Below are 19685 nucleotides of genomic sequence, written 5' to 3' on the forward strand. Positions count from 1 at the left end.
CACAGTTAATCGTTTCTAGCAAATTATTAAAAAAACAGGAAGGGGAGGTTACCAATGAGTTAAAGAGATTAGGGTATCATCTTTTGTTAAAATTCGTTCTGCATCTGGATGGATAAAATAGTCATCACTATTTTTAAAACCGAGTACCAGATATCCTTTCAAATACATTTGCCTCAACACTTCATGATAAGGTTGTTCTTCAAGTTCTATTGGAAGTTTTAGATGGGCAAATTGTTGTTGCCGCAAAATTTGGATAATATCTTCAAAGGGTGTAGCCATTTTAACATTGGAAATTTCATGAAAAAATAGTCCACTCATAAAATCATTGGACCGGATAATTGTCGTTGCACCTGCCCGTATCGCGTTTTCAATCTGAATTTTAGACAGAATTTCCGCTACAATCGGTACTTCATTATTATTCCCCCGAACAGCAATTGTAGTAAGTATCGTATAATTATCTGATTGCCGTTCATTTTTACCTATATCAGCACTAATTAGAACCCGATTGGCATTTGCTATATTAGCTTTCATCAATACACTATCCTCGGTCGCATCCCCATGAATAAAATGGACAGGATATTCCTGGAAAGTTATATGGTGTAACGACTTGTCAATCAATACAATCCGGGTGCTTGGGTACTTTTCGTCGACGATACGGATTAGTTGTCTTGTCCGTTCATTCCATCCGATAAAAATATAGTGGTTCATACCTTTGAAAGGAAGTTTTCCATTTTCAAGATCCTGTTCGCGTTTTACGGTAGCAGTCGACAAGGAAGTAATATAAAACGCAAGTAAACCACCACCAGTTAGAATCAATAAAATGGCAATGATTCTACCTATAGGTGTTAATGGAACTAAATCACCATAACCAACCGTTGCCCCTGTAACAAAAGCCCACCAAATACCATCAAACAAAGTAGGGAATTGTATGGGCTCTGCTATATGCATGAGAAAGCCAAACAAACACATCACGAAAAAAATAGTAATTAACAGTTTAAGTGCAATTGGAATACGAAAATAAATCTGTTTAAAAAAACGCATATACATAACTTCACCTTGAGCTTAGTTAGATTTTTAGTTAGTATGCTCATCCGTGTAAAGAAGTATGCTGATTTTGAGGGATATCGCTTTTAAAATCATTAGAGATTTTTGTGTTGTTTTAGTTAAATAATCATATTGATTCAATTCTTTGAGTGATTTAAGAGTTTGATTTTTCACTTATTGAGACGCAAAAAAACGAGTATTGAATTGTATAACAATTTAATACTCGTTTTCCACATTGATTCATAACACTATTGTAATGTTTCTTTCAAACTGTCATAAACATCTGTCCAAAAGTCCGTGTGATCACGATAGGATTTTGTCATGAACATATGCATTTCATTCGATTTTTCCTTAAAGTCTTCTGCGTCCTGTGGTGGTAGTTTGCTGCGGGAGTCGTCAACAAATTTTTGGACTCTTTCTGCACGTGGCCCCCATTTGGCCACTTCATTTCCATTTTCGTCAATGAAAACAAAGATTGGGATAGAGCGGGCTTTACCATTTGTCAGGTACTGATCCATTAATTCCAAGTTTTGATCGCGCAGGAGGATTCGTACTTGAATCTGTGCTGCTTCTGATAACTTCAGCAGTATAGGAAGATTTAACATGGCATCACCACACCAGTCTTCCGTTAAAACAATTGCGCGAAGATTTCTATCACGCAATTGCTCGAAAAAGGCTTCGTCGTTAGGCAAGATAAAGTTATCGTAAATTTGTAAAGTATCTTCCTTATGCTTTTCCATTGATTCAATATAGAGATCTGGCTTCATACCTTTTTCAAACCAATCATTCAAACTCATCATTCATTCACTCCTTAGAAGAGGATGTTCAAAAAGTCCGGTAAAAATGACACATCGAATTTCTCACGAATGCTTTCTTTTCCTGCGTGCGAGAACGTTTGCTCACGTATTAAAAGCATACGTTCCGCTACCGGGAGCTACGCTACCTCGAACTTCTCGGTCCTTTTTACCCTCCTTTTTGAACACACACTAGAATATAAACTTGTACTGAAAGTTTACCCATTATTTAACATGGCGTAAACAAAAGTGCTCTTCAAGTGAAATTTTGCTATCATGAAATTAGATTATAAGTTTTCGAGGAGGTACAGTGGATGGCTAAAGCTAATCAGGACTTTTTATTGGAATTATTAAAGACACCGTCTCCATCAAGTATGGAAATGGAAATTCAGAAAAAGTGGATCAACTATGTGAAAGATTTCGCTGATGAAATACGCACAGATAATGCCGGAAATGCAATTGGTGTATTAAATCCAGATGCGCCATTTAAAATATTGCTTGCAGGACACTGTGATGAGATTGCACTAGTAGTGAATCGGATAGATGAGAATGGCTATTTGCATTTTGATAAAATGGGTGGAATAAATCCAAAAGCTGCAGTTGGAATGCGTGTAACAGTACTTGGTTTTAATGGAAATGTTACAGGAGTGATTGGTGTTAATGCCCAACATCACGGTGGTTTGAAAAATGATTATGGTCTTGAGGATCTATTTATCGATTGCGGCTATAATTCAAAAGAGGAAGCTAAGGCATATATTCAAATCGGTGATCTTTGTGTATATAAAACAGAACCTGAGATTTTAATGGATCGTTATGTTGCAGGCAGGGGACTTGATAACCGGACAGGAGCATTTATCGTTGCAGAGGTTTTAAAACGTCTTTCTGAAAAGGACGTAAAGGTAGGCGTTTATGCTGCAAGCACGGTCAATGAGGAAACGAATATGGGTGGAGCATATTTTGCAGCGGCTGGTATCGAACCGACAATGGCAATAGCTTGTGATGTGACATTTGCAACCGATTATCCTGGCGTTAATAAAAATAAATATGGCGATATCACACTTGATGGTGGTCCAGTACTAGCAAAAGGTGCACCAATTAATATTAAAATTAATCAATTGCTTGAACGAACTGCCAAAAAGCTGAATATGGATGTCCAATATGAGCTTACACCGAGAATGACCGGTACAGATGCAGATAAGATGAGATTAACTGGCAAGGGAGTTCCTGTTTCATTAGTATCCTTGCCATTACGTTATATGCACTCACCAGTGGAAACAGCAAGTTTTAAAGATATAGAAGAGGAAATTGACTTAATTGTCACGATGATTGCTGATATGACTGGAGAAGAAAGTCTAAATCCACTGGAGGATTAACCAGAACAAAAGCTTAAAGCTAGGTTAGCGACGTATGGACAATCCTTTAGCCGCGGAGATAAAGGAAACCGGGGGCCTACAGGAAATAGGTCAGTTCGGTGTTGCGACTAATGTTTTCGGTGGGGCGAATAAGTGCAGTCCCAGGACGTCGCGTTTTTAACCGAATATCCTTTTAATTTACCGATGTTGAGTTAGATCACAGAGGGTGAGGGAAGTCCAATACGCTTCAGCGCTGGAGCTAGCTGGACGCGGCTGTTTATGTCAGTGAATGAACTGTTGCTAAATTTTTATATTTAATTCATTGTTTAGAAAGCCGATAAACTCCCTTGAAGAGTTTATCGGTTTTTTGATAGCAGGTTATTCAGAAATTTACCTCTTGCAATCATAGGAATATATAGTATACTATAAGTGTACAATTAAATAATCGATTCCAATCTTCGGGGCAGGGTGAAATTCCCGACCGGCGGTGATAAGCATGAATGCTTAAAGTCCGCGAACCTATGGCAGCTTTGCTATACGGTTGACCTGGTGTAATTCCAGGACCGACAGTTACAGTCTGGATGGGAGAAGATGTCGTGCCTTACTTGATGTGATTAGTCACATCATTATTTGCCGGTGAATTTATAACCCTAAAGCCCTTATTTGCTTTAGGGTTTTTGTGATTTTTCGGATTTTAGGCGGTATTCCTTCATTACGAGTGCGGAATCGATCAAATGAAGGAGGAATATGATGATGCAAAATTCAACCAAGCGATCATCAAATTTATTAAAACTTATTATTTTAGCATTACTGGGAACCATCTCTCTCGTATTATTCTTTATTAATTTCCCATTACCATTTTTACCACCATACTTGAAAATTGATTTTAGTGATGTACCGGCATTAATGGCCTCACTAATATTCTCACCAATTGCAGGTGTTATTGTTGTAGCGGTAAAAAATATTCTTTATTTAGCAGTATCTGGAGCGGGAGACCCAATTGGGGTTGCAGCAAATTTCCTTGCTGGCGTCATGTTTGTCGTACCGGTTTCAATTCTTTATCATAAATTCAGAGGTACAAAAAGTGTCGTATCAGGTTTAATCGCAGGAACAATTATTATGGCTGTAGGAATGAGTGTACTCAATTATTTCTTTGTTCTACCCGCATATAGTTGGTTTATGGGTTGGGAAATGACAGATCATGTGATTTGGACATCTGTATTGGTAGGTGTACTGCCATTCAATATAATTAAAGGCATTGTCATTGCGTTGTTATTTGTTCCGCTATATATCAAAATGCGCAGCTGGATAGAAAATCAACAAGCAAAATTTATATAGAATAAATAAAAAGCTAATCTCAGACGAGATTAGCTTTTTAAATTCAACCAAAAGGTCATCCTCATATTAAAGGGGGGACCTATTTTATTCCTCTTCTTCCACTAAATTCCTCGCAATCGGCATAACTTCTAGCCGCTCTTCGGGGATTGGTTTCCCTGATTTTTCGCTGAGACCGTAAGTACCGTCATCTATGCGTCCTAGTGCATCATCAATTTCTTTTAGCCGATCCTCACGCATGAGGTTCAAACCAGCATCACGCTGTTGTTCAAATTGCTCTGTACCCATGTCTGCCGGGTGGTTGTCGAAATTTGCAAGCTCCTGAATTGATTCATTAGGTCCTTGATTAGGAACCGATTCTATTTCCTGTTCCGTTTCTTTTCTCATTTGTAAGAGTTTTTCCTTAAAATATGCAAGCTTTTCTTTGCTAAGTTGATTACTCATTATTCCATCCTTCCTTTCAGTTGGAGGGGCTAAGTTCAAGTCGCATTCTTATTTGTTTAAATCAGCGCCGCAAAAAGTAGTGAAATACCTAAAAGAAATCCGTAAAATGTGTTTGTTTTTGCAGTTGCTACCATCGCAGGCATCATTTCAATGGCTTCTGTTTTTCCACGGAATTTTCGGATTGCATCACTTGCTTTTATCATACTAATGAATGTAATGATTGACCATAGTGGTAAAATACCGATGATAATTAAGACAGCAGTGATTACATAGGCAATAATCATTGAAACAGCAAGCAATGTAATTGATTTTTCCCTACCAATCAAAACAGCAATTGTTTTTCTGCCGCCTATTTTGTCTCCATCACGATCACGAATATTATTAGACAAATTGATACTACCAATGAAAATAGTGATCGGAATGGAAATCCATATCATGTCTGCCGTGATTGTTGCCGTTTGAATAAAATAAGTAATGCCAATAATTACCGATCCCATAATTACTCCCGAGAAAAGTTCACCGAATGGGGTATAAGAAATTGGAATCGGGCCTCCAGTATATAAATAACCGAATGCCATACAAACTAAACCAACTACTGCGATCCACCAGCTTGAAGCAATACAAATATAGATACCGATCAAAAGGGCAATACCATAGAAGGCAAATGCGAGATTCCGAATTTTTTTAGGTGCAATCCCATCCCTGACAATGGTTCCGCCGATACCAACTGATTCATCTGTATCCAAACCGAGAACAAAATCGAAGTATTCATTAAACATATTTGTTGCTGCTTGGATGAGCAACGATGCAACTAACATGGCTATAAATAAAAGCCAATTAATGGAACCTTCATTGAAGGCGATCATTGTTCCAACAAAAACAGGAACAAAAGATGCTGTAAGTGTATGTGGACGTACTAATCGCCACCAAACGTGAAAACCATCACGTTCATTTAATACTTGCTTTATTGTCGAATTATCTTTCGATTGCATGTATCCGTTCCCCCTGATTTTTATATCAACCATATTAATATTAGGTAAATAAAAGAAGCGTGTCAATCAATTCCGGCAGTTCTACTGTCGATTTTTGTAGAAACGGAAGGCTTTTCTTGAGAAAGTAATGAAAAGAGCTTAAAATGAGATAGGATATCTCTGACTTCAGGATATGACGGAGGTTTATATAGATGATTGAAATCAAAGAACAGCAAGTAGCATCCATCCTTGATGAGGTTATTCAAGGGCTTCAGAAAGAAGAGGACTCGAGACTTGTCAGTATAACTAAAAGAATAGAAGAAACGGATCCTTTATCTTTCTTTCGTGCTGCTAAACAATTCGGAGAAGATCGTACATTTTGGACAAGCTCATCCCAAAAGCTTTGGCTTGTAGGAGCGGGAAGGGCACACCAAATCAGTTCAGATTACTCCCGTTTTGAAGAGACAGAAAAACAATGGGACCAAGTACTAGAGAAGGCATTCGTTCATAATCCATATGAAATTCCAGGGACAGGGCTTGTTGCTCTTGGTGGTTTGTCTTTTGATCCAAAAAAGAAACCAACCAAATTATGGAATAAATTCAAACCGAGCCATTTTACAATTCCTAAATTTCTATTGACGAAATATGATAATAGATATTATTTTACAATAAATGTGTCTGTGAATAAAAATGATCATGCTAAACAACTGGCAGATGAACTCCATATAATGGAAAAACAATTGATGGTAAGTTATGTAGAAATGACAGATGAACTAACCATTACAAATGAACTTGAGATTGACCCGGAAGAATGGAAATCCAGTGTTCAAAAAGCAATGGAGGAAATTACACATGGCAGTGTAAAAAAAATAGTTTTGGCACGTGAAGTCCGTCTGAAGTTCGATCGGGAAGTAAATATCTCAACCGTTTTAACCAATCTATTAAAGACACAGCCTAACAGCTATATTTTCGCTTATGAAATTGACGAAGACTGCTTTGTGGGAGCGACACCCGAAAGACTTGTAAAGCTTGAAGGAAACAAGCTTTTATCAACATGTCTCGCAGGTACAGCCCCGCGTGGCAATACCAAAATAGAGGATTTGAAGTTTGCTGATCGACTGTTGAACGATGAGAAGAATCGAGAGGAACATCATTTTGTTGTGAAAATGATCAAACAGGCAATTAATGATTATTGTACAGATATAACTATTCCGGATAAGCCTGTTGTGTATCCTTTACGGAATTTACAGCATTTATATACACCAGTAACAGCAAATATAAAGAAAAGCTACAGTATTTTCGATATCATTAAGCAATTACATCCAACACCAGCGCTTGGTGGAACACCGCGAGAAGAATCACTTGCATTCATCCGTAAGCATGAACAATTGGATCGCGGTTGGTATGGAGCGCCAATTGGCTGGATGGATAGTAATCATAATGGAGAGTTTGCTGTAGCCATTCGCTCTTCTCTCATTCAACGTGATGTGGCATCCCTTTTCGCAGGGTGTGGGGTAGTAAAAGATTCTGATCCTGAAAGTGAATATGAAGAAACGAAAATTAAGTTTATGCCGATGTTATCTGTTTTGGGAGGCAAAAAATAAATGAATCATACAGAAACATTATCAAGATATACAGCAAATTTTGTAGATGAATTAATAAAAAGTGGTGTAACGGATGTTGTTATTTCACCAGGATCCCGTTCTACACCACTTGCATTGACATTTACGGAGCATCCACGGGTTAAAGAATGGGTGATTATCGATGAACGTTCTGCAGCTTTTTTTGCAATGGGGATAGCGAAGCAAAAAAATCTTCCTGTAGCTCTTGTATGTACATCAGGAACAGCTGCAGCGAATTATTTTCCTGCGATTGTGGAAGCACATTACAGCAGGGTACCGCTCATTGTCCTTACAGCTGATCGCCCTCATGAATTAAGGGATGTTGGTGCGCCACAGGCAATTGAACAAATAAAATTATATGGCGATTATGCAAAATGGTTTCATGAAATGGCCTTACCAGAAGGCTCCCCGGAAATGTTTCATTACGCAAGAAATAAAGCAGCAAGGGCGGTATATATGGCTCAGGAAGGAAATCCCGGACCGGTACATTTAAACTTTCCTTTCCGGGAACCGCTGAATCCAGACTTTTCTTTGGAAAATTTATGGGAATCCCCAACTGGACAGCAACGTACGCAATCGGTTAATCCAGTGCTTGACGGTAAAAAACGTTTGGCAAAGCAACAGGTTCAGGAGCTTGTAGATAAACTTGGGACTGGCCAAAAAGGTGTCATTGTATGTGGTCCGCAAACAGATCCGGAATTTGCCTCTGCTGTAACGGAACTTGCAAGTATTTGGGGTCTCCCGGTTTTGGCGGATCCACTATCACAGGTACGCACAGGTAGCCATCATAAAGATCAGGTTATCGAATCATATGATGCTTTTTTAAGGAATGAATCGATTCGTGCTAAGTTAAAGCCGGATTATATTATTCGCTTTGGTGCCATGCCTGTTTCCAAGGCATATCTTTATTATGTGAAGGAACATAAGGACCAGGAGCAATATTTGGTGGAAAATTATACGGGATACAGGGAACCAACAGGAAATGTAACAGAATTCATTTTTGCGGATCCGGTAATGCTCTGTGAGGATTTAGTTGCAGAATCAGCCGCCATTGATGTTGATACAGGGTGGTTGAACATCTGGCAGGAAATGAATAGTATTTCGAAAAAACATTTGCTGAGTGGTGTAGAAACCGCGATTACAGAAGGGGAAGTTGTCAGAGGTTTATGTGACGTCATCCCGGAAGACAGCACATTGTATGTTGGCAACAGCATGGCAATCCGTGATGTGGATTCATTCTTATTGACGACACATAAGCATATGTCCATACTTGCCAACCGCGGTGCAAATGGGATTGATGGGATGGTTTCAAGTGGTGTCGGAGCGGCAACAGCAGGCAAGCCAGTTACATTATTATTAGGTGATTTGTCCTTTTTCCATGATATGAACGGACTGTTGGCAGCGAAGCATTATAAACTTAATATCACTATTTTGCTCGTCAACAATAATGGTGGAGGGATTTTCTCATTTCTGTCCCAGTCAAGCGACAAAAGGCATTTTGAAGCACTGTTCGGCACACCAATGGATATTGAATTTGAAAAGGCCATCACCATGTACGGTGGAGAGTATGCTCAGGCAACAACAGAGGATCAATTAAAGGAACTGCTTTATATAAGTTACCAACACGTGGGTCTTTCTGTCATTGAAGTAAAAACAGATCGATCTGAAAATGTGGAATGGCATCGGGCTATATGGAATGCGATTGAGAAGGAAATACAAGAAGGGGACTGATATTTTTGTATTTTTCCAAAGACAACAAAACCTATTATTATGAAGTACGTGGTGAAGGGTTTCCGGTTGTAATGTTGCACGGCTTTACGGGAAGTTCTGCAACTTGGCAGAACTTTATTGATAAGTGGGGCTCTGGCTATCAGATCATAACGATTGATTTACCAGGCCATGGGAAAACAAGGACGCCTTCGTTACGTTCCATGGAGGAATGCTTACAGGACCTTAATAAACTGTTTCAGTCACTGGGATTGGAAACCTTTCATCTCTTGGGCTATTCCATGGGCGGCCGAACTGCTCTGTCATACACGATATTATATCCAGAACAGGTAAGCACATTAATTTTAGAAAGTGCATCACCTGGACTTGAAGATGTTAAAGAGAGAAGGCTGCGCCAGAAAAATGATGAGATGCTTGCAATAAGAATCGAACAGGAAGGTGTTCCATCGTTTGTAGATTATTGGCAGGATATTCCGTTGTTTCATTCACAAAAAAGTTTGCCACTTAAAGTTCAAAAAATAATCCGTTCAGAGCGGCTTTCCCAAACGAAAGAAGGGCTTTCGCTATCCCTACGCACCATGGGAACAGGTAGCCAGTTGTCTCTATGGTCACGTCTTCGGACCCTGGATATGCCAGTACTTATGATTATCGGCGAACTTGATCCGAAGTTTGTAGCGATTAATAAAAAGATGCAAAGTAAATTGAAATCGGGTAATCTGAAGATATGTGAAGATGCAGGACATGCAATTCACGTGGAAAAACCCAGAAATTTTGGTAAGATGGTAATAGGGTTTTTAAATGGTACAACTAAACTTGATTGAAGAACTACATATTAATTATATTTAAGGGGGATTTATGATGACTGTACAATGGCAAAATGTTAGAAACTATGAAGAAATTATTTATGAGAAATATAATGGAGTCGCAAAAATAACCATTAACCGTCCAGAAAAACGCAATGCTTTTACACCACTGACTGTTCAGGAAATGATTGATGCGTTTGCAGATGCACGTGATGATTCTTCGATTGGCGTAATTGTCCTTGCAGGTGCAGGGGAGAAAGCATTCTGCTCCGGTGGTGACCAGTCTGTTCGTGGCCATGGTGGCTATGTTGGAACAGACAACATTCCACGTCTGAATGTATTAGATCTACAAAGTTTAATCCGTAAAATTCCAAAACCAGTAATCGCTATGGTTTCCGGCTATGCAATCGGTGGGGGGCATGTACTGCATATTGTTTGTGATTTAACAATTGCTGCAGATAACGCTATTTTTGGACAAACCGGACCAAAAGTAGGAAGCTTTGACGCTGGATATGGTGCAGGCTACCTTGCACGCATGGTTGGACATAAACGTGCACGTGAGATTTGGTACTTATGCCGTCAATACAACGCAGATGAAGCATATGAAATGGGTATGGTGAACAGTGTTGTTCCACTTGAGAAATTGGAAGAAGAAACATTGCAATGGTGTGAAGAAATTCTCGAAAAATCACCAACAGCACTTCGTTTCTTGAAAGCATCTTTCAATGCAGATACAGATGGACTAGCTGGTTTACAACAACTTGGCGGTGACGCAACATTACTTTATTACACATCAGAGGAAGCAAAAGAAGGCCGCGACGCTTTCAAAGAAAAAAGAAAACCGGATTTCAAACAATTTCCGCGTTTCCCTTGATCTGAAATAGGTCGCACGATACAAAAACCTTTGCTGACAAATAGCAAAGGTTTTTGATTTTTTGTTTTGCGTAATGTTTTGCACTCCGGCTTGTACTCGCCCTGCCGAAGATAATTGTTGCTTTGTAATTGTCGCAGAGTTGAGATAAAGTGCGACGTAATTGCTGGCTGTTATCCAAAAACATGCGCTTTTGCCGCCGTCCGTGATCGCTCTGGGCGGATGCAGACCTTAGGGCACGGCCTCAGCTCCGAAGAACCGAAAACCACTCTTCTGGTCTTCGGACAAGTGCTTTTCCCGCAGGACAAGGAGGGCTTCGGCAACATTTGCATCTTCGTAAGAAAATTGGTTTGTATTTCCGAGGAGTCACCGCCCAGAGCGGTGCCGAAGTTTCAACACCATATTTACAGTAATCAACCAACAGATAGTTCGCAGTTTATAGATTTTGTGACAATACCAAACTCTTTTCGATGTCACAACCCATGGTGCATTCCTAATCTCTTAGAAAACAGCTATGATTTTATATGAACACGTTATTGGTTCTGTCAGTGGGAGGATTGCTTAAATCAGCATCCGAACAGATGTGAAACCAAGCTCACGATACATATATGCGAGGAGGATGAATATTAAATGACAGAAGTTATTCCGCATTGGTTAACGAAGCAGGCTGATTTGTCTCCAGATTCCATTGCAATTGAACTAGATGATGGAAGCACGGTAACATTTAATACACTAAAAGTAAAAAGCCAACGTTTCGCCAAACAGTTAGCAAACATAGGCGCTACAGAGGGCGATCATATAGGGATTTTATCGACCAATCAGGTGCCAATGATTGTGGCAATTCATGCACTGAGTTATTTAGGTGCTATTGGTGTTCTATTAAATACGCGCCTGGCTAATGAAGAGCTTAATTATCAGTTGAAGGATGCTGAAGTTTCCATCCTGCTTACTGCAGACGATTTGAAAGAAACAGCAAAAACATTAGACGTAAATAATATACAATCCTTCTCCGATATTGTAGCACAACCAGAGGAACAGGTAACGTTAAAGACGGAGCTATCCCTTGATGACACATTCACAATTATCTATACATCTGGAACAACTGGTTTTCCAAAAGGTGCGATCCATACTTATGGGAATCATTGGTGGAGTGCTATTGGATCTGCTTTGAATCTTGGCTTGAATCAAGATGATAAATGGTTGATTTCACTTCCTGTTTTTCATGTGAGTGGTTTATCCACTATTATAAAAAGTGTGATTTACGGTATGCCTGTTTATCTATTTGAAAAGTTTAATGCGAAAACAGTACATCAAGCAATCATGGATAAGGGAATTACCATCGTTTCTGTCGTAACCGTAATGGTGCAGCGACTTTTGGAACAGCTAAAAGATGATAGCTATCCAAACACATTGCGCTGTCTTCTGCTTGGAGGAGGACCAGCACCAAGACCAATGCTTGAGAGTGCCAAGGAGAAAAATGTTCCTGTATTCCAATCCTATGGTATGACGGAAACTGCTTCACAACTTGTAACACTTTCACCAAAAGATGCACTTGAAAAAGTCGGTTCAGCCGGAAAGCCATTATTTCCTGCACAGTTAAAAATTGCAGAAGCTTTAGATGGCACTATAGGTGAAATTCTTGTCAAAGGCCCCATGGTAACAAAAGGCTACTTTAAAAATAAAGATGCGAATGAAGAATCATTTGATGATGGCTGGCTGGCAACAGGTGATATAGGATATTTGGATGATGAAGGATTTTTATATGTTGTGGATCGGAGAAAGGACTTGATTATTTCAGGTGGGGAAAATATTTATCCATCTGAGATTGAAAGTGTCCTCAGTGGCATGGAACAAATTAAGGAAGTAGGTGTGGCAGGAAGGACGGATGATGTCTGGGGACAGGTGCCAGTTGCATTCATTGTAACAAATCAGGAAGTATCCGAGAAGGAAATTTACAAATATGCTGGAAATTTTCTGGCAAAGTATAAATTACCTAAAGAAATTCACTTCGTTAAGGAACTCCCAAGAAATGCTTCGAATAAATTGGTGCGGAATAAATTGATTTATTTAATATGATCTCGAACTTCATGCAGTACAAATTTTTTTATCCCCACTGTAGTTCCTTGGATTATCAACCTTAGAGTGGTTGTCTGCCTGCAGGTTAATACAGGATAATTATTTTATAACAGTTACTCCAAGCATATATGATAATGAAGCCTAATAATAAGCCTAAAAAGTATAACCAATTGAATTGAGGAGTATTTGCCTAAATGACAGGCGGATACTCCTTTTTTGGTTAAATTCCTGCAGATGAGCCAAATTAAAGACAGGAGGTGCTCGAAATGGAAAAAGAAAAATATTATATCAATATCGGTACAGGAGAAATTTCCGAAAACCGCTATCAAAATAATGATGATTATGTAATCTATGCAAATTCTGAAGATATATCCTTGTTAAGGGCCACCATGGAAAATATGCATGGGGCAAGCTTTGATTCGTTTATACGTGCACATATTCCAATCATGCCATACCATAACGACAAGGCTAATGATGAGTATGATGCCAATATGACTAAAGCATTTCGAATGGTACATCAACTCGGGGATGAGCAGACAAAATCACATATTGAATCCATGGGAATATTATCGGACAATCAATCATAAGCAGTTAAATTATGGAATATAAGTAAAAGAAAGTGTTTAGCCTCTTCAGATAAAAGGAATAGACATATAGAAAACACTTTATCAACAGGGGGGAATTAAAATGGGAAAACACCTAGTGAAAGTAAAGTGGATTATACCAATAGGCCTCATCGCGTTGTTCGTTCTGATTGGAAATCTGACAATAAATAAAGAAACTGCTTTTGCAAGTGATCATCTACAAATCGAAACATCCTCTTCCATAAAAGAAGTAGTAAATGTACAGGGAGAGAAAGAACTAACACATGAAGAAATAGTTGCATTAACCAATAGATTCATGGAAATTCTCGTGCAGGATATTGACTCAAATTATAAAGTAATTCAGTTTGATACAAAAGAGGAACTTCTGAATGAATTTGAAAAAGTAACAACGAAGGAAACAGCAATCCAACTTGTTGACTTTTATTACACGGAAAAAGTAGATGGACTGTATCTTTTGCCAACTGAGACACCACCATGGTTTCTAGAAGAAAATGATTATGATATGATAAGCATGGATGCTTCAACAGTAAAAGTTGTTCAGGATAACTATACAGAACTTGACGGCGACTACCAATTGGAGTTGGATTTCACATATGAGACCGATTGGAAAATAACGAACATTATGTATAATTAATTTTCCAACCAGCAAAAAAGGCAGTTGAATTATTTGATAACATTCAGAGATTACTACAACAATGAAGTAAAGCTTTCCTTTGAAGACCATCCCTTTTCAGAAAATCCTAGGCATGTTTGGGTAATCTGTATGCATAAGGGGCAGTGGCTTTTAACAAAACATAAGGAACGTGGATTAGAATTTCCAGGTGGGAAAGTTGAGGAAGGAGAAACAGCAAAAGACGCTGCCATTCGGGAAGTAATGGAAGAAACAGGCGGAACTATCCAGAATATTAGCTATATTGGACAGTACAGGGTAGATGGTAGAAGCGACACGGTAGTAAAAAATGTTTATTTTGCCACCATAAATAAACTAACAGAACAGGAAACCTATTATGAAACAGATGGTCCAATTCTGCTCAACTATATTCCCGGCAAAGTTAAATATATCAAGAAATACAGTTTTATTATGAAAGACGGAGTTCTGGAAAATTGTATGAAATATATTAAAACGAAAAACATGCAATAAACAAAGATCAAATCCGGTTGGGTTTGGTCTCTGTTTGTTGTTGGAATACGCTGTTTCCCAAGTGGAACAGAAATATATAGCCCACAAAATCAGGCTATATATTTCTGTTTCTAATCAGCCAGCGTTCGAGTTTTTCCACTAATTTATACATAATGCCTGCCAAGATTGCAATAATAACAAGACTAGACATAACGAGGGTGAAATCAAAGACTTGAAATCCATAAATGATTAAATAGCCAAGGCCTTGTTTAGATACGAGGTATTCCCCGACAATGACACCAACCCAGGAAAGCCCAACATTTACTTTTAACGTAGAAATCATCGCCGGCATTGCTGCTGGGAAAATGGCTTCCTTAAAACATTGCCATCTCGTTGCACCGAAACTTTGCAATACTTTTTCATAATTCGGGTCTACTTCATTAAATGCTGAAAAGACAACTAAAGTGGTTACAATAACTGAAATGATGAATCCCATGGCAATAATGGAAAGATAGCCAGGGCCTAGTGCAACGATAAGAATTGGACCGAGTGCTACTTTTGGCATGGCATTAAAGACAACAAGATATGGATCCATAATTTTTGCGAATCGTCCAGAAGACCAGAGCATGGTGGCGATAAGGATTCCGCCAATGGTACCGATAATAAATCCGATGATTGTTTCAAAGAGAGTAATCTGTAAGTGGCTGAATATGGAACCGTTCGCAAAACGGGTCACAATCAGACTGACAACTTTACTTGGCGAACTGAATAACAATGGATCAATCCAATAGAGGCGACTGGCTATTTCCCATATGGCAATAAACGCAATTAGAATGGATAATTGCCATGAGAGAACAATTTTTTTCTCTCGCTTCAATCCTTGTTGATAGCGTTCAAATAATTGACGGTCATTCATCTGGAATCTCCACCGCCTTTTTAACTGATTCCTTAGCTTCGAGTTCATCCCAAATTTTATCGAAGAGAATTTGATATTTCGGACGGCGCCTGACCATGAATGGTACTTCATTTCGCAATTCGATTGGAACTTCATATACTTTTGCAATGGATCCAGGGTTCGCATTCATCATGAAAATTCGGTCGCTCATGGCAATCGCTTCACCGATATCATGCGTTACCAATATTGCGGTTTTGTGATAGGATTTTAGTAAATCAGCAACAAGATCCTCTAGATTCAGTTTCGTCTGATAATCGAGTGCGGAAAAAGGTTCATCAAGCAATAAAATTTTTGGGTCATTAATAAGTGTTCTAACCAAAGCTACACGTTGGCGCATCCCACCGGATAGTTCATTTGGATATTTTCCGGATACAGCTTTTAAGCCAACCTCATCAAGTAATTGAGTTGCTTGATTTTTTAATTCTTCTGTTTTTTTATTGTTGATTTTTGGGCCGAGCAAGACATTATCGATAATTGTTTTCCATGGAAAAAGATAATCCTGCTGTAACATATATCCAATATCCATTTCCGATTCACCAATTGCATGGCCTTGAAGTAACACTTTTCCTTCTGTCTGTTGGATAATACCAGCGATAATGGAGAGCAGGGTAGACTTTCCACAACCGCTTGGTCCCAGTAGTGCGACGAATTCACCTTCTCTAAGTGATAAGGAAATACTATTTAATGCTTTTGTATAACTATCTTTTGAAAAATAATGATGGGAGACACGGTCCAACGTCAAAAATGACACAAGATCTCCTCCTTTTTAATCTGTCATTACTCTTTCAGCATAGTCTGTGTTGACTAAGTCATCATATGGTACATCTCCTGGAAGTTCACCAGCTTCATCCATAATTGATTTCAGATTATCCCACTCTTCCTCATCCAAAATTGGATCGGTAGCAAAGGACCCCTGACTCTTATAACGGTCAATGGAGGATGCAAGCATTTCTAAATCTGTATCCTCAAAATATGGTTCAATCACTTCAGCGATTTCTTTCGCACTATGTTCCTGGACCCATTGTTGTGCTTTGTAAACAGCACGGGTAAAAGCCTCTACTGCTTCATCATTTTCTTCCATGTAGCTTTGTTTCGTCATGAAAACGGTATATGGTACTTTGCCAGACTCCTCACCAAAAGATGCTACAATATGTCCTTGACCTTCTTTTTCAAAAACGCTTGCTGTTGGCTCAAACAACTGAACATACTCATAATCACCGGAAACAAACGCTCCAGGGATATTGGCGAAATCGATATTCTGAACCAAATCGAGATCTGCATGTGGATCAATACCATGCTCTTTTAAAACAAACTCACCAACCATTTGTGGCATGCCTCCGACACGTTGCCCTAAGAAATTACTATCTTTTAGGTCTTCCCATTTAAAATCTGGTTTCGGATCCTTTGCCACTAAAAATGTCCCATCTGTTTGGGTTAATTGAGCAAAATTAATCGCATAATCCTTGGAATCCTGTGCATACACATAAACCGACGTTTCTGATCCAACAAGTGCAATATCCGCACCGCCTGATAGAAGAGCTGTCATTGTCGTATCGCCACCCCATGTTGTTTGGAGCTCCACTTCTAGACCTTCTTCCTCAAAAAAACCCATTTCCAGTGCCACATACTGTGGTGCATAAAAAAGTGAACGCGTAACCTCCGCTAAATTTATCTTCGTTGTTTCTTCAGAATTACAAGCGGAAAGGAAAACAAGGAGAAAACCTGACAATAGAGCGATAAATCTAATTTTCTTCATACAATTCTTTCCCTTCAAAATAGGTGATAGTTTATTAACATATTTTATGCAAATCGGGAAAAATGTGTGAATGCCTATATTGGAAAAGTTGTTAAGCGGTGAATTGAGCACTACATACGAAACTAAATAACAGCACTACAATACGATTGCAAAAAAAATCGTAGCCTTCCTTGTCCTGCGGGAAAAGCATGTGTCCGCGGAAAGCATCCGCCCGGAGCGATCCCGGACGTAACAGTTACCTATGGCAATGTGTAATTACTTCGTGTTTATCCCGAATACGGGGGAGATAAATACAATCTATGCGAAATAGAAAAACAAAAAAGCCAGCCTCCATTAGGAGACTGGCTACCATTACATAGGCTGACCAATAATTCACTTATATTAACCTTTGTATAAAGGTCCTGCTTGCTTGATATCATTACTTGCCAATGTAAATTTCTCAAAGTTCTTTTGAAATTTAAGTGCAAGTGACTGTGCAGCTTCTTGATAGGCTGCTTTATCAAGCCAAGTGTTCTTAGGAATAAGAACTTCATCAGGAACACCTGGTACATGCATCGGGATTTCCAATCCAAAGACATCATCTTTTGTAGTTTCAACAGAATTCAATTCACCTTCCAATGCTGAGTGAACCATTGCCCGAGTATAAGAAAGCTTCATGCGTGTTCCATATCCATAGGAACCACCCGTCCAGCCGGTGTTAACCAAAAATACATTGGAATCGAACATATCAATCTTTTCTCCAAGCATTTCAGCGTATTTTGATGGTGCCAGCGGCAGGAATGGTGAACCAAAGCAAGCTGAGAATGTTGCTTGTGGTTCTGTCACACCACGCTCTGTTCCAGCAAGTTTGCTTGTGTAGCCACTAAGGAAATGATACATTGCCTGCTCCTTTGTTAAGCGGCTAATTGGTGGCAATGTTCCGGAAGCATCGGCTGTCAAGAAAATGATTGTATTCGGGTGTCCTGCAACACTTGGTATGACAATATTATCGATATTCTCGAGTGGATATGCCGCACGTGTATTTTCAGTTAGTGAAATATCATCATAATCTGCAATACGAGTCTTTGCATCTAAAACAACATTTTCCAGCACAGAACCATAGCGAATCGCATTGAATATTTGCGGTTCCTTTTCCTCAGACAGATTGATACCTTTTGCATAGCATCCGCCTTCGATATTAAACACGCCGTTTGGACTCCATCCATGCTCATCATCACCAATCAAACGACGATAAGGGTCTGCTGATAATGTTGTTTTCCCAGTACCTGAAAGTCCAAAGAATAATGCCACATCACCTTCTGCCCCGACATTTGCCGAGCAGTGCATGGACAGAACATCACGCTCTGGAAGCAGGTAATTCATTATTGAAAAAATTGATTTTTTGATTTCGCCTGCATATTCCGTACCTCCAATTAATACCACACGTTTTTTGAAGGAAATCAAAATGAATGCTTCCGAATTTGTACCATCTATAGATGGATCAGCTTTAAAGTCAGGAGCAGAAATCACAGTAAACTCAGCTTGGTGATTTTTTAATTCGTCTTCTTTAGGGTTGATAAATAATTGTCTTGCAAATAGATTATGCCACGCATATTCATTGATTACCTGAATCGGCAAACGATATCTCTCATCAGCTCCAGCAAAACCTTTAAATTGAAAAATTTCGTCTTTTTCATTTAAATAGTCAATTACTTTTCTATGGAGATGATCAAATACTTCTTCTGCGATAGGTTGATTTACTTTGCCCCAGTCAATAATATCCTTAGAAACTTCATCATTAACAATAAATTTATCCCCTGGTGAACGACCAGTGTATTTTCCAGTTGAAGCACAAACTGCACCAGTTGAAGTCAACATTCCTTCATTTCGATTTAAAATCTTCTCCACTAATTGTGCGACAGATAAGTTTTGATAAATATTCTGATGGTTGTAAAGCTCTGTTACTAATGACTTTTCCACAGTTTTCATATTGAAATCTCCTGCCTTTTTAAAGGTATTGTATGCTATAATGGAATAACTTTCCACGCTATTTAACTGAATCTAGTTATTAGTATAACACATTGATTTTAATAGTCCATACTATTTAAAAAGAAATAATGAAAATTATTTGACATCGTTTACATTTTCTAAACAGTTGACAGTTTGGCTTTGTTTCGTTAATCTAAAATTTGAACGGATACTCTCTTATTCAGAGTCGGTGGAGGGACAG

The 19685-nt window shown here is 38.8% G+C and carries 18 protein-coding genes and 1 riboswitch; of the genes, 10 read left to right on the plus strand and 8 right to left on the minus strand.

Going from position 1 to position 19685, the window contains the following annotated elements:
* Window positions 1–48: 48 nt before the first annotated feature.
* Together BV906_RS07120 and BV906_RS07125 are read right to left on the minus strand one after the other, a co-directional pair.
* On the minus strand, window positions 49–1041 hold the full coding sequence (locus BV906_RS07120) for a potassium channel family protein (RefSeq protein WP_245843966.1): 993 nt from the start codon (window positions 1039–1041) through the stop codon (window positions 49–51).
* A gap of 251 nt (window positions 1042–1292) precedes the next feature.
* The gene (locus BV906_RS07125; protein WP_087972818.1) at window positions 1293–1841 is read right to left on the minus strand and encodes a thioredoxin family protein; all 549 of its coding nucleotides are present in this window, start codon (window positions 1839–1841) and stop codon (window positions 1293–1295) included.
* Window positions 1842–2152: 311 nt separating this feature from the next.
* On the opposite strand from BV906_RS07125, the gene BV906_RS07130 reads away from it, so the two are divergent.
* Both BV906_RS07130 and BV906_RS07135 read left to right on the plus strand, forming a co-directional pair.
* Window positions 2153–3211: a M20/M25/M40 family metallo-hydrolase gene (locus BV906_RS07130; RefSeq protein ID WP_087972733.1), complete on the plus strand. Its 1059-nt coding sequence runs from the start codon at window positions 2153–2155 to the stop codon at window positions 3209–3211.
* 429 nt (window positions 3212–3640) lie between these two features.
* A riboswitch (FMN riboswitch) is annotated at window positions 3641–3787 on the plus strand.
* Between the two features lie 156 nt (window positions 3788–3943).
* Window positions 3944–4528 (plus strand): ECF transporter S component, encoded by a 585-nt coding sequence (locus BV906_RS07135; protein ID WP_087972819.1) that lies wholly within the window; start codon window positions 3944–3946, stop codon window positions 4526–4528.
* Between the two features lie 84 nt (window positions 4529–4612).
* On the opposite strand, the gene BV906_RS07140 is transcribed toward BV906_RS07135, so the two are convergent.
* A complete protein-coding gene (locus BV906_RS07140; protein WP_087972734.1) occupies window positions 4613–4969 on the minus strand; it encodes a TraR/DksA C4-type zinc finger protein in 357 nt (118 codons plus the stop codon).
* A 56-nt stretch (window positions 4970–5025) separates the two neighbouring features.
* A complete protein-coding gene (locus BV906_RS07145; RefSeq protein WP_087972735.1) occupies window positions 5026–5961 on the minus strand; it encodes a 1,4-dihydroxy-2-naphthoate polyprenyltransferase in 936 nt (311 codons plus the stop codon).
* 191 nt (window positions 5962–6152) lie between these two features.
* Here BV906_RS07145 and BV906_RS07150 point away from each other — a divergent pair, with 191 nt between their 5' ends.
* From BV906_RS07150 to ytkD, 8 genes are all read left to right on the plus strand, one after another.
* Window positions 6153–7544 (plus strand): isochorismate synthase, encoded by a 1392-nt coding sequence (locus BV906_RS07150; protein WP_087972736.1) that lies wholly within the window; start codon window positions 6153–6155, stop codon window positions 7542–7544.
* Window positions 7545–9293: a 2-succinyl-5-enolpyruvyl-6-hydroxy-3-cyclohexene-1-carboxylic-acid synthase gene (gene menD / locus BV906_RS07155; RefSeq protein WP_087972737.1), complete on the plus strand. Its 1749-nt coding sequence runs from the start codon at window positions 7545–7547 to the stop codon at window positions 9291–9293.
* 5 nt (window positions 9294–9298) lie between these two features.
* Window positions 9299–10111, plus strand: a complete 813-nt coding sequence (menH, locus tag BV906_RS07160; protein WP_245843974.1) for a 2-succinyl-6-hydroxy-2,4-cyclohexadiene-1-carboxylate synthase — start codon at window positions 9299–9301, stop codon at window positions 10109–10111.
* A gap of 37 nt (window positions 10112–10148) precedes the next feature.
* Window positions 10149–10967: a 1,4-dihydroxy-2-naphthoyl-CoA synthase gene (gene menB, locus BV906_RS07165; protein WP_087972738.1), complete on the plus strand. Its 819-nt coding sequence runs from the start codon at window positions 10149–10151 to the stop codon at window positions 10965–10967.
* Between the two features lie 627 nt (window positions 10968–11594).
* A complete protein-coding gene (locus BV906_RS07170) occupies window positions 11595–13040 on the plus strand; it encodes an o-succinylbenzoate--CoA ligase (RefSeq protein WP_087972739.1) in 1446 nt (481 codons plus the stop codon).
* A gap of 266 nt (window positions 13041–13306) precedes the next feature.
* On the plus strand, window positions 13307–13627 hold the full coding sequence (locus BV906_RS07175) for a hydrolase (protein ID WP_087972740.1): 321 nt from the start codon (window positions 13307–13309) through the stop codon (window positions 13625–13627).
* 100 nt (window positions 13628–13727) lie between these two features.
* Complete coding sequence (locus BV906_RS07180; RefSeq protein WP_245843975.1) at window positions 13728–14279, plus strand: hypothetical protein; 552 nt, start codon at window positions 13728–13730, stop codon at window positions 14277–14279.
* Between the two features lie 33 nt (window positions 14280–14312).
* Window positions 14313–14786 carry an RNA deprotection pyrophosphohydrolase gene (gene ytkD, locus BV906_RS07185; RefSeq protein ID WP_087972742.1) on the plus strand — a complete coding sequence of 158 codons (474 nt, stop codon included), beginning with the start codon at window positions 14313–14315 and terminating at the stop codon, window positions 14784–14786.
* A 94-nt stretch (window positions 14787–14880) separates the two neighbouring features.
* Here the strand turns inward: ytkD and BV906_RS07190 are convergent, their stop codons facing one another.
* The 4 genes from BV906_RS07190 to pckA all read right to left on the minus strand — a co-directional run bounded on the left by BV906_RS07190 (window position 14881) and on the right by pckA (window position 19444).
* On the minus strand, window positions 14881–15681 hold the full coding sequence (locus BV906_RS07190) for an ABC transporter permease (protein WP_087972743.1): 801 nt from the start codon (window positions 15679–15681) through the stop codon (window positions 14881–14883).
* The gene (locus BV906_RS07195) at window positions 15674–16471 is read right to left on the minus strand and encodes an ABC transporter ATP-binding protein (RefSeq protein WP_087972744.1); all 798 of its coding nucleotides are present in this window, start codon (window positions 16469–16471) and stop codon (window positions 15674–15676) included. Before BV906_RS07195 ends, BV906_RS07190 begins: the two co-directional genes overlap by 8 nt.
* A 15-nt stretch (window positions 16472–16486) precedes the next feature.
* Window positions 16487–17476 (minus strand): ABC transporter substrate-binding protein, encoded by a 990-nt coding sequence (locus BV906_RS07200; protein WP_087972745.1) that lies wholly within the window; start codon window positions 17474–17476, stop codon window positions 16487–16489.
* 381 nt (window positions 17477–17857) lie between these two features.
* Window positions 17858–19444: a phosphoenolpyruvate carboxykinase (ATP) gene (pckA, locus tag BV906_RS07205; protein WP_087972746.1), complete on the minus strand. Its 1587-nt coding sequence runs from the start codon at window positions 19442–19444 to the stop codon at window positions 17858–17860.
* Between the last annotated feature and the right edge of the window lie 241 nt (window positions 19445–19685).

Origin of the sequence: Oceanobacillus rekensis, from assembly GCF_002153375.1 — a bacterium.
GTDB lineage: Bacteria > Bacillota > Bacilli > Bacillales > Amphibacillaceae > Oceanobacillus > Oceanobacillus rekensis.

Bases quoted from the DNA above. Each gene is read 5' to 3' on its own strand.
- BV906_RS07140 (WP_087972734.1), bottom strand. From the start codon at position 4,969: ATGAGTAATCAACTTAGCAAAGAAAAGCTTGCATATTTTAAGGAAAAA.
- BV906_RS07150 (WP_087972736.1), top strand. From the start codon at position 6,153: ATGATTGAAATCAAAGAACAGCAAGTAGCATCCATCCTTGATGAGGTT.
- BV906_RS07175 (WP_087972740.1), top strand. From the start codon at position 13,307: ATGGAAAAAGAAAAATATTATATCAATATCGGTACAGGAGAAATTTCC.
- BV906_RS07135 (WP_087972819.1), top strand. From the start codon at position 3,944: ATGCAAAATTCAACCAAGCGATCATCAAATTTATTAAAACTTATTATT.
- BV906_RS07180 (WP_245843975.1), top strand. From the start codon at position 13,728: ATGGGAAAACACCTAGTGAAAGTAAAGTGGATTATACCAATAGGCCTC.
- BV906_RS07130 (WP_087972733.1), top strand. From the start codon at position 2,153: ATGGCTAAAGCTAATCAGGACTTTTTATTGGAATTATTAAAGACACCG.
- menD (WP_087972737.1), top strand. From the start codon at position 7,545: ATGAATCATACAGAAACATTATCAAGATATACAGCAAATTTTGTAGAT.
- pckA (WP_087972746.1), bottom strand. From the start codon at position 19,444: ATGAAAACTGTGGAAAAGTCATTAGTAACAGAGCTTTACAACCATCAG.
- BV906_RS07170 (WP_087972739.1), top strand. From the start codon at position 11,595: ATGACAGAAGTTATTCCGCATTGGTTAACGAAGCAGGCTGATTTGTCT.
- BV906_RS07125 (WP_087972818.1), bottom strand. From the start codon at position 1,841: ATGAGTTTGAATGATTGGTTTGAAAAAGGTATGAAGCCAGATCTCTAT.
- BV906_RS07145 (WP_087972735.1), bottom strand. From the start codon at position 5,961: ATGCAATCGAAAGATAATTCGACAATAAAGCAAGTATTAAATGAACGT.
- menB (WP_087972738.1), top strand. From the start codon at position 10,149: ATGACTGTACAATGGCAAAATGTTAGAAACTATGAAGAAATTATTTAT.
- BV906_RS07120 (WP_245843966.1), bottom strand. From the start codon at position 1,041: ATGCGTTTTTTTAAACAGATTTATTTTCGTATTCCAATTGCACTTAAA.
- BV906_RS07200 (WP_087972745.1), bottom strand. From the start codon at position 17,476: ATGAAGAAAATTAGATTTATCGCTCTATTGTCAGGTTTTCTCCTTGTT.
- BV906_RS07190 (WP_087972743.1), bottom strand. From the start codon at position 15,681: ATGAATGACCGTCAATTATTTGAACGCTATCAACAAGGATTGAAGCGA.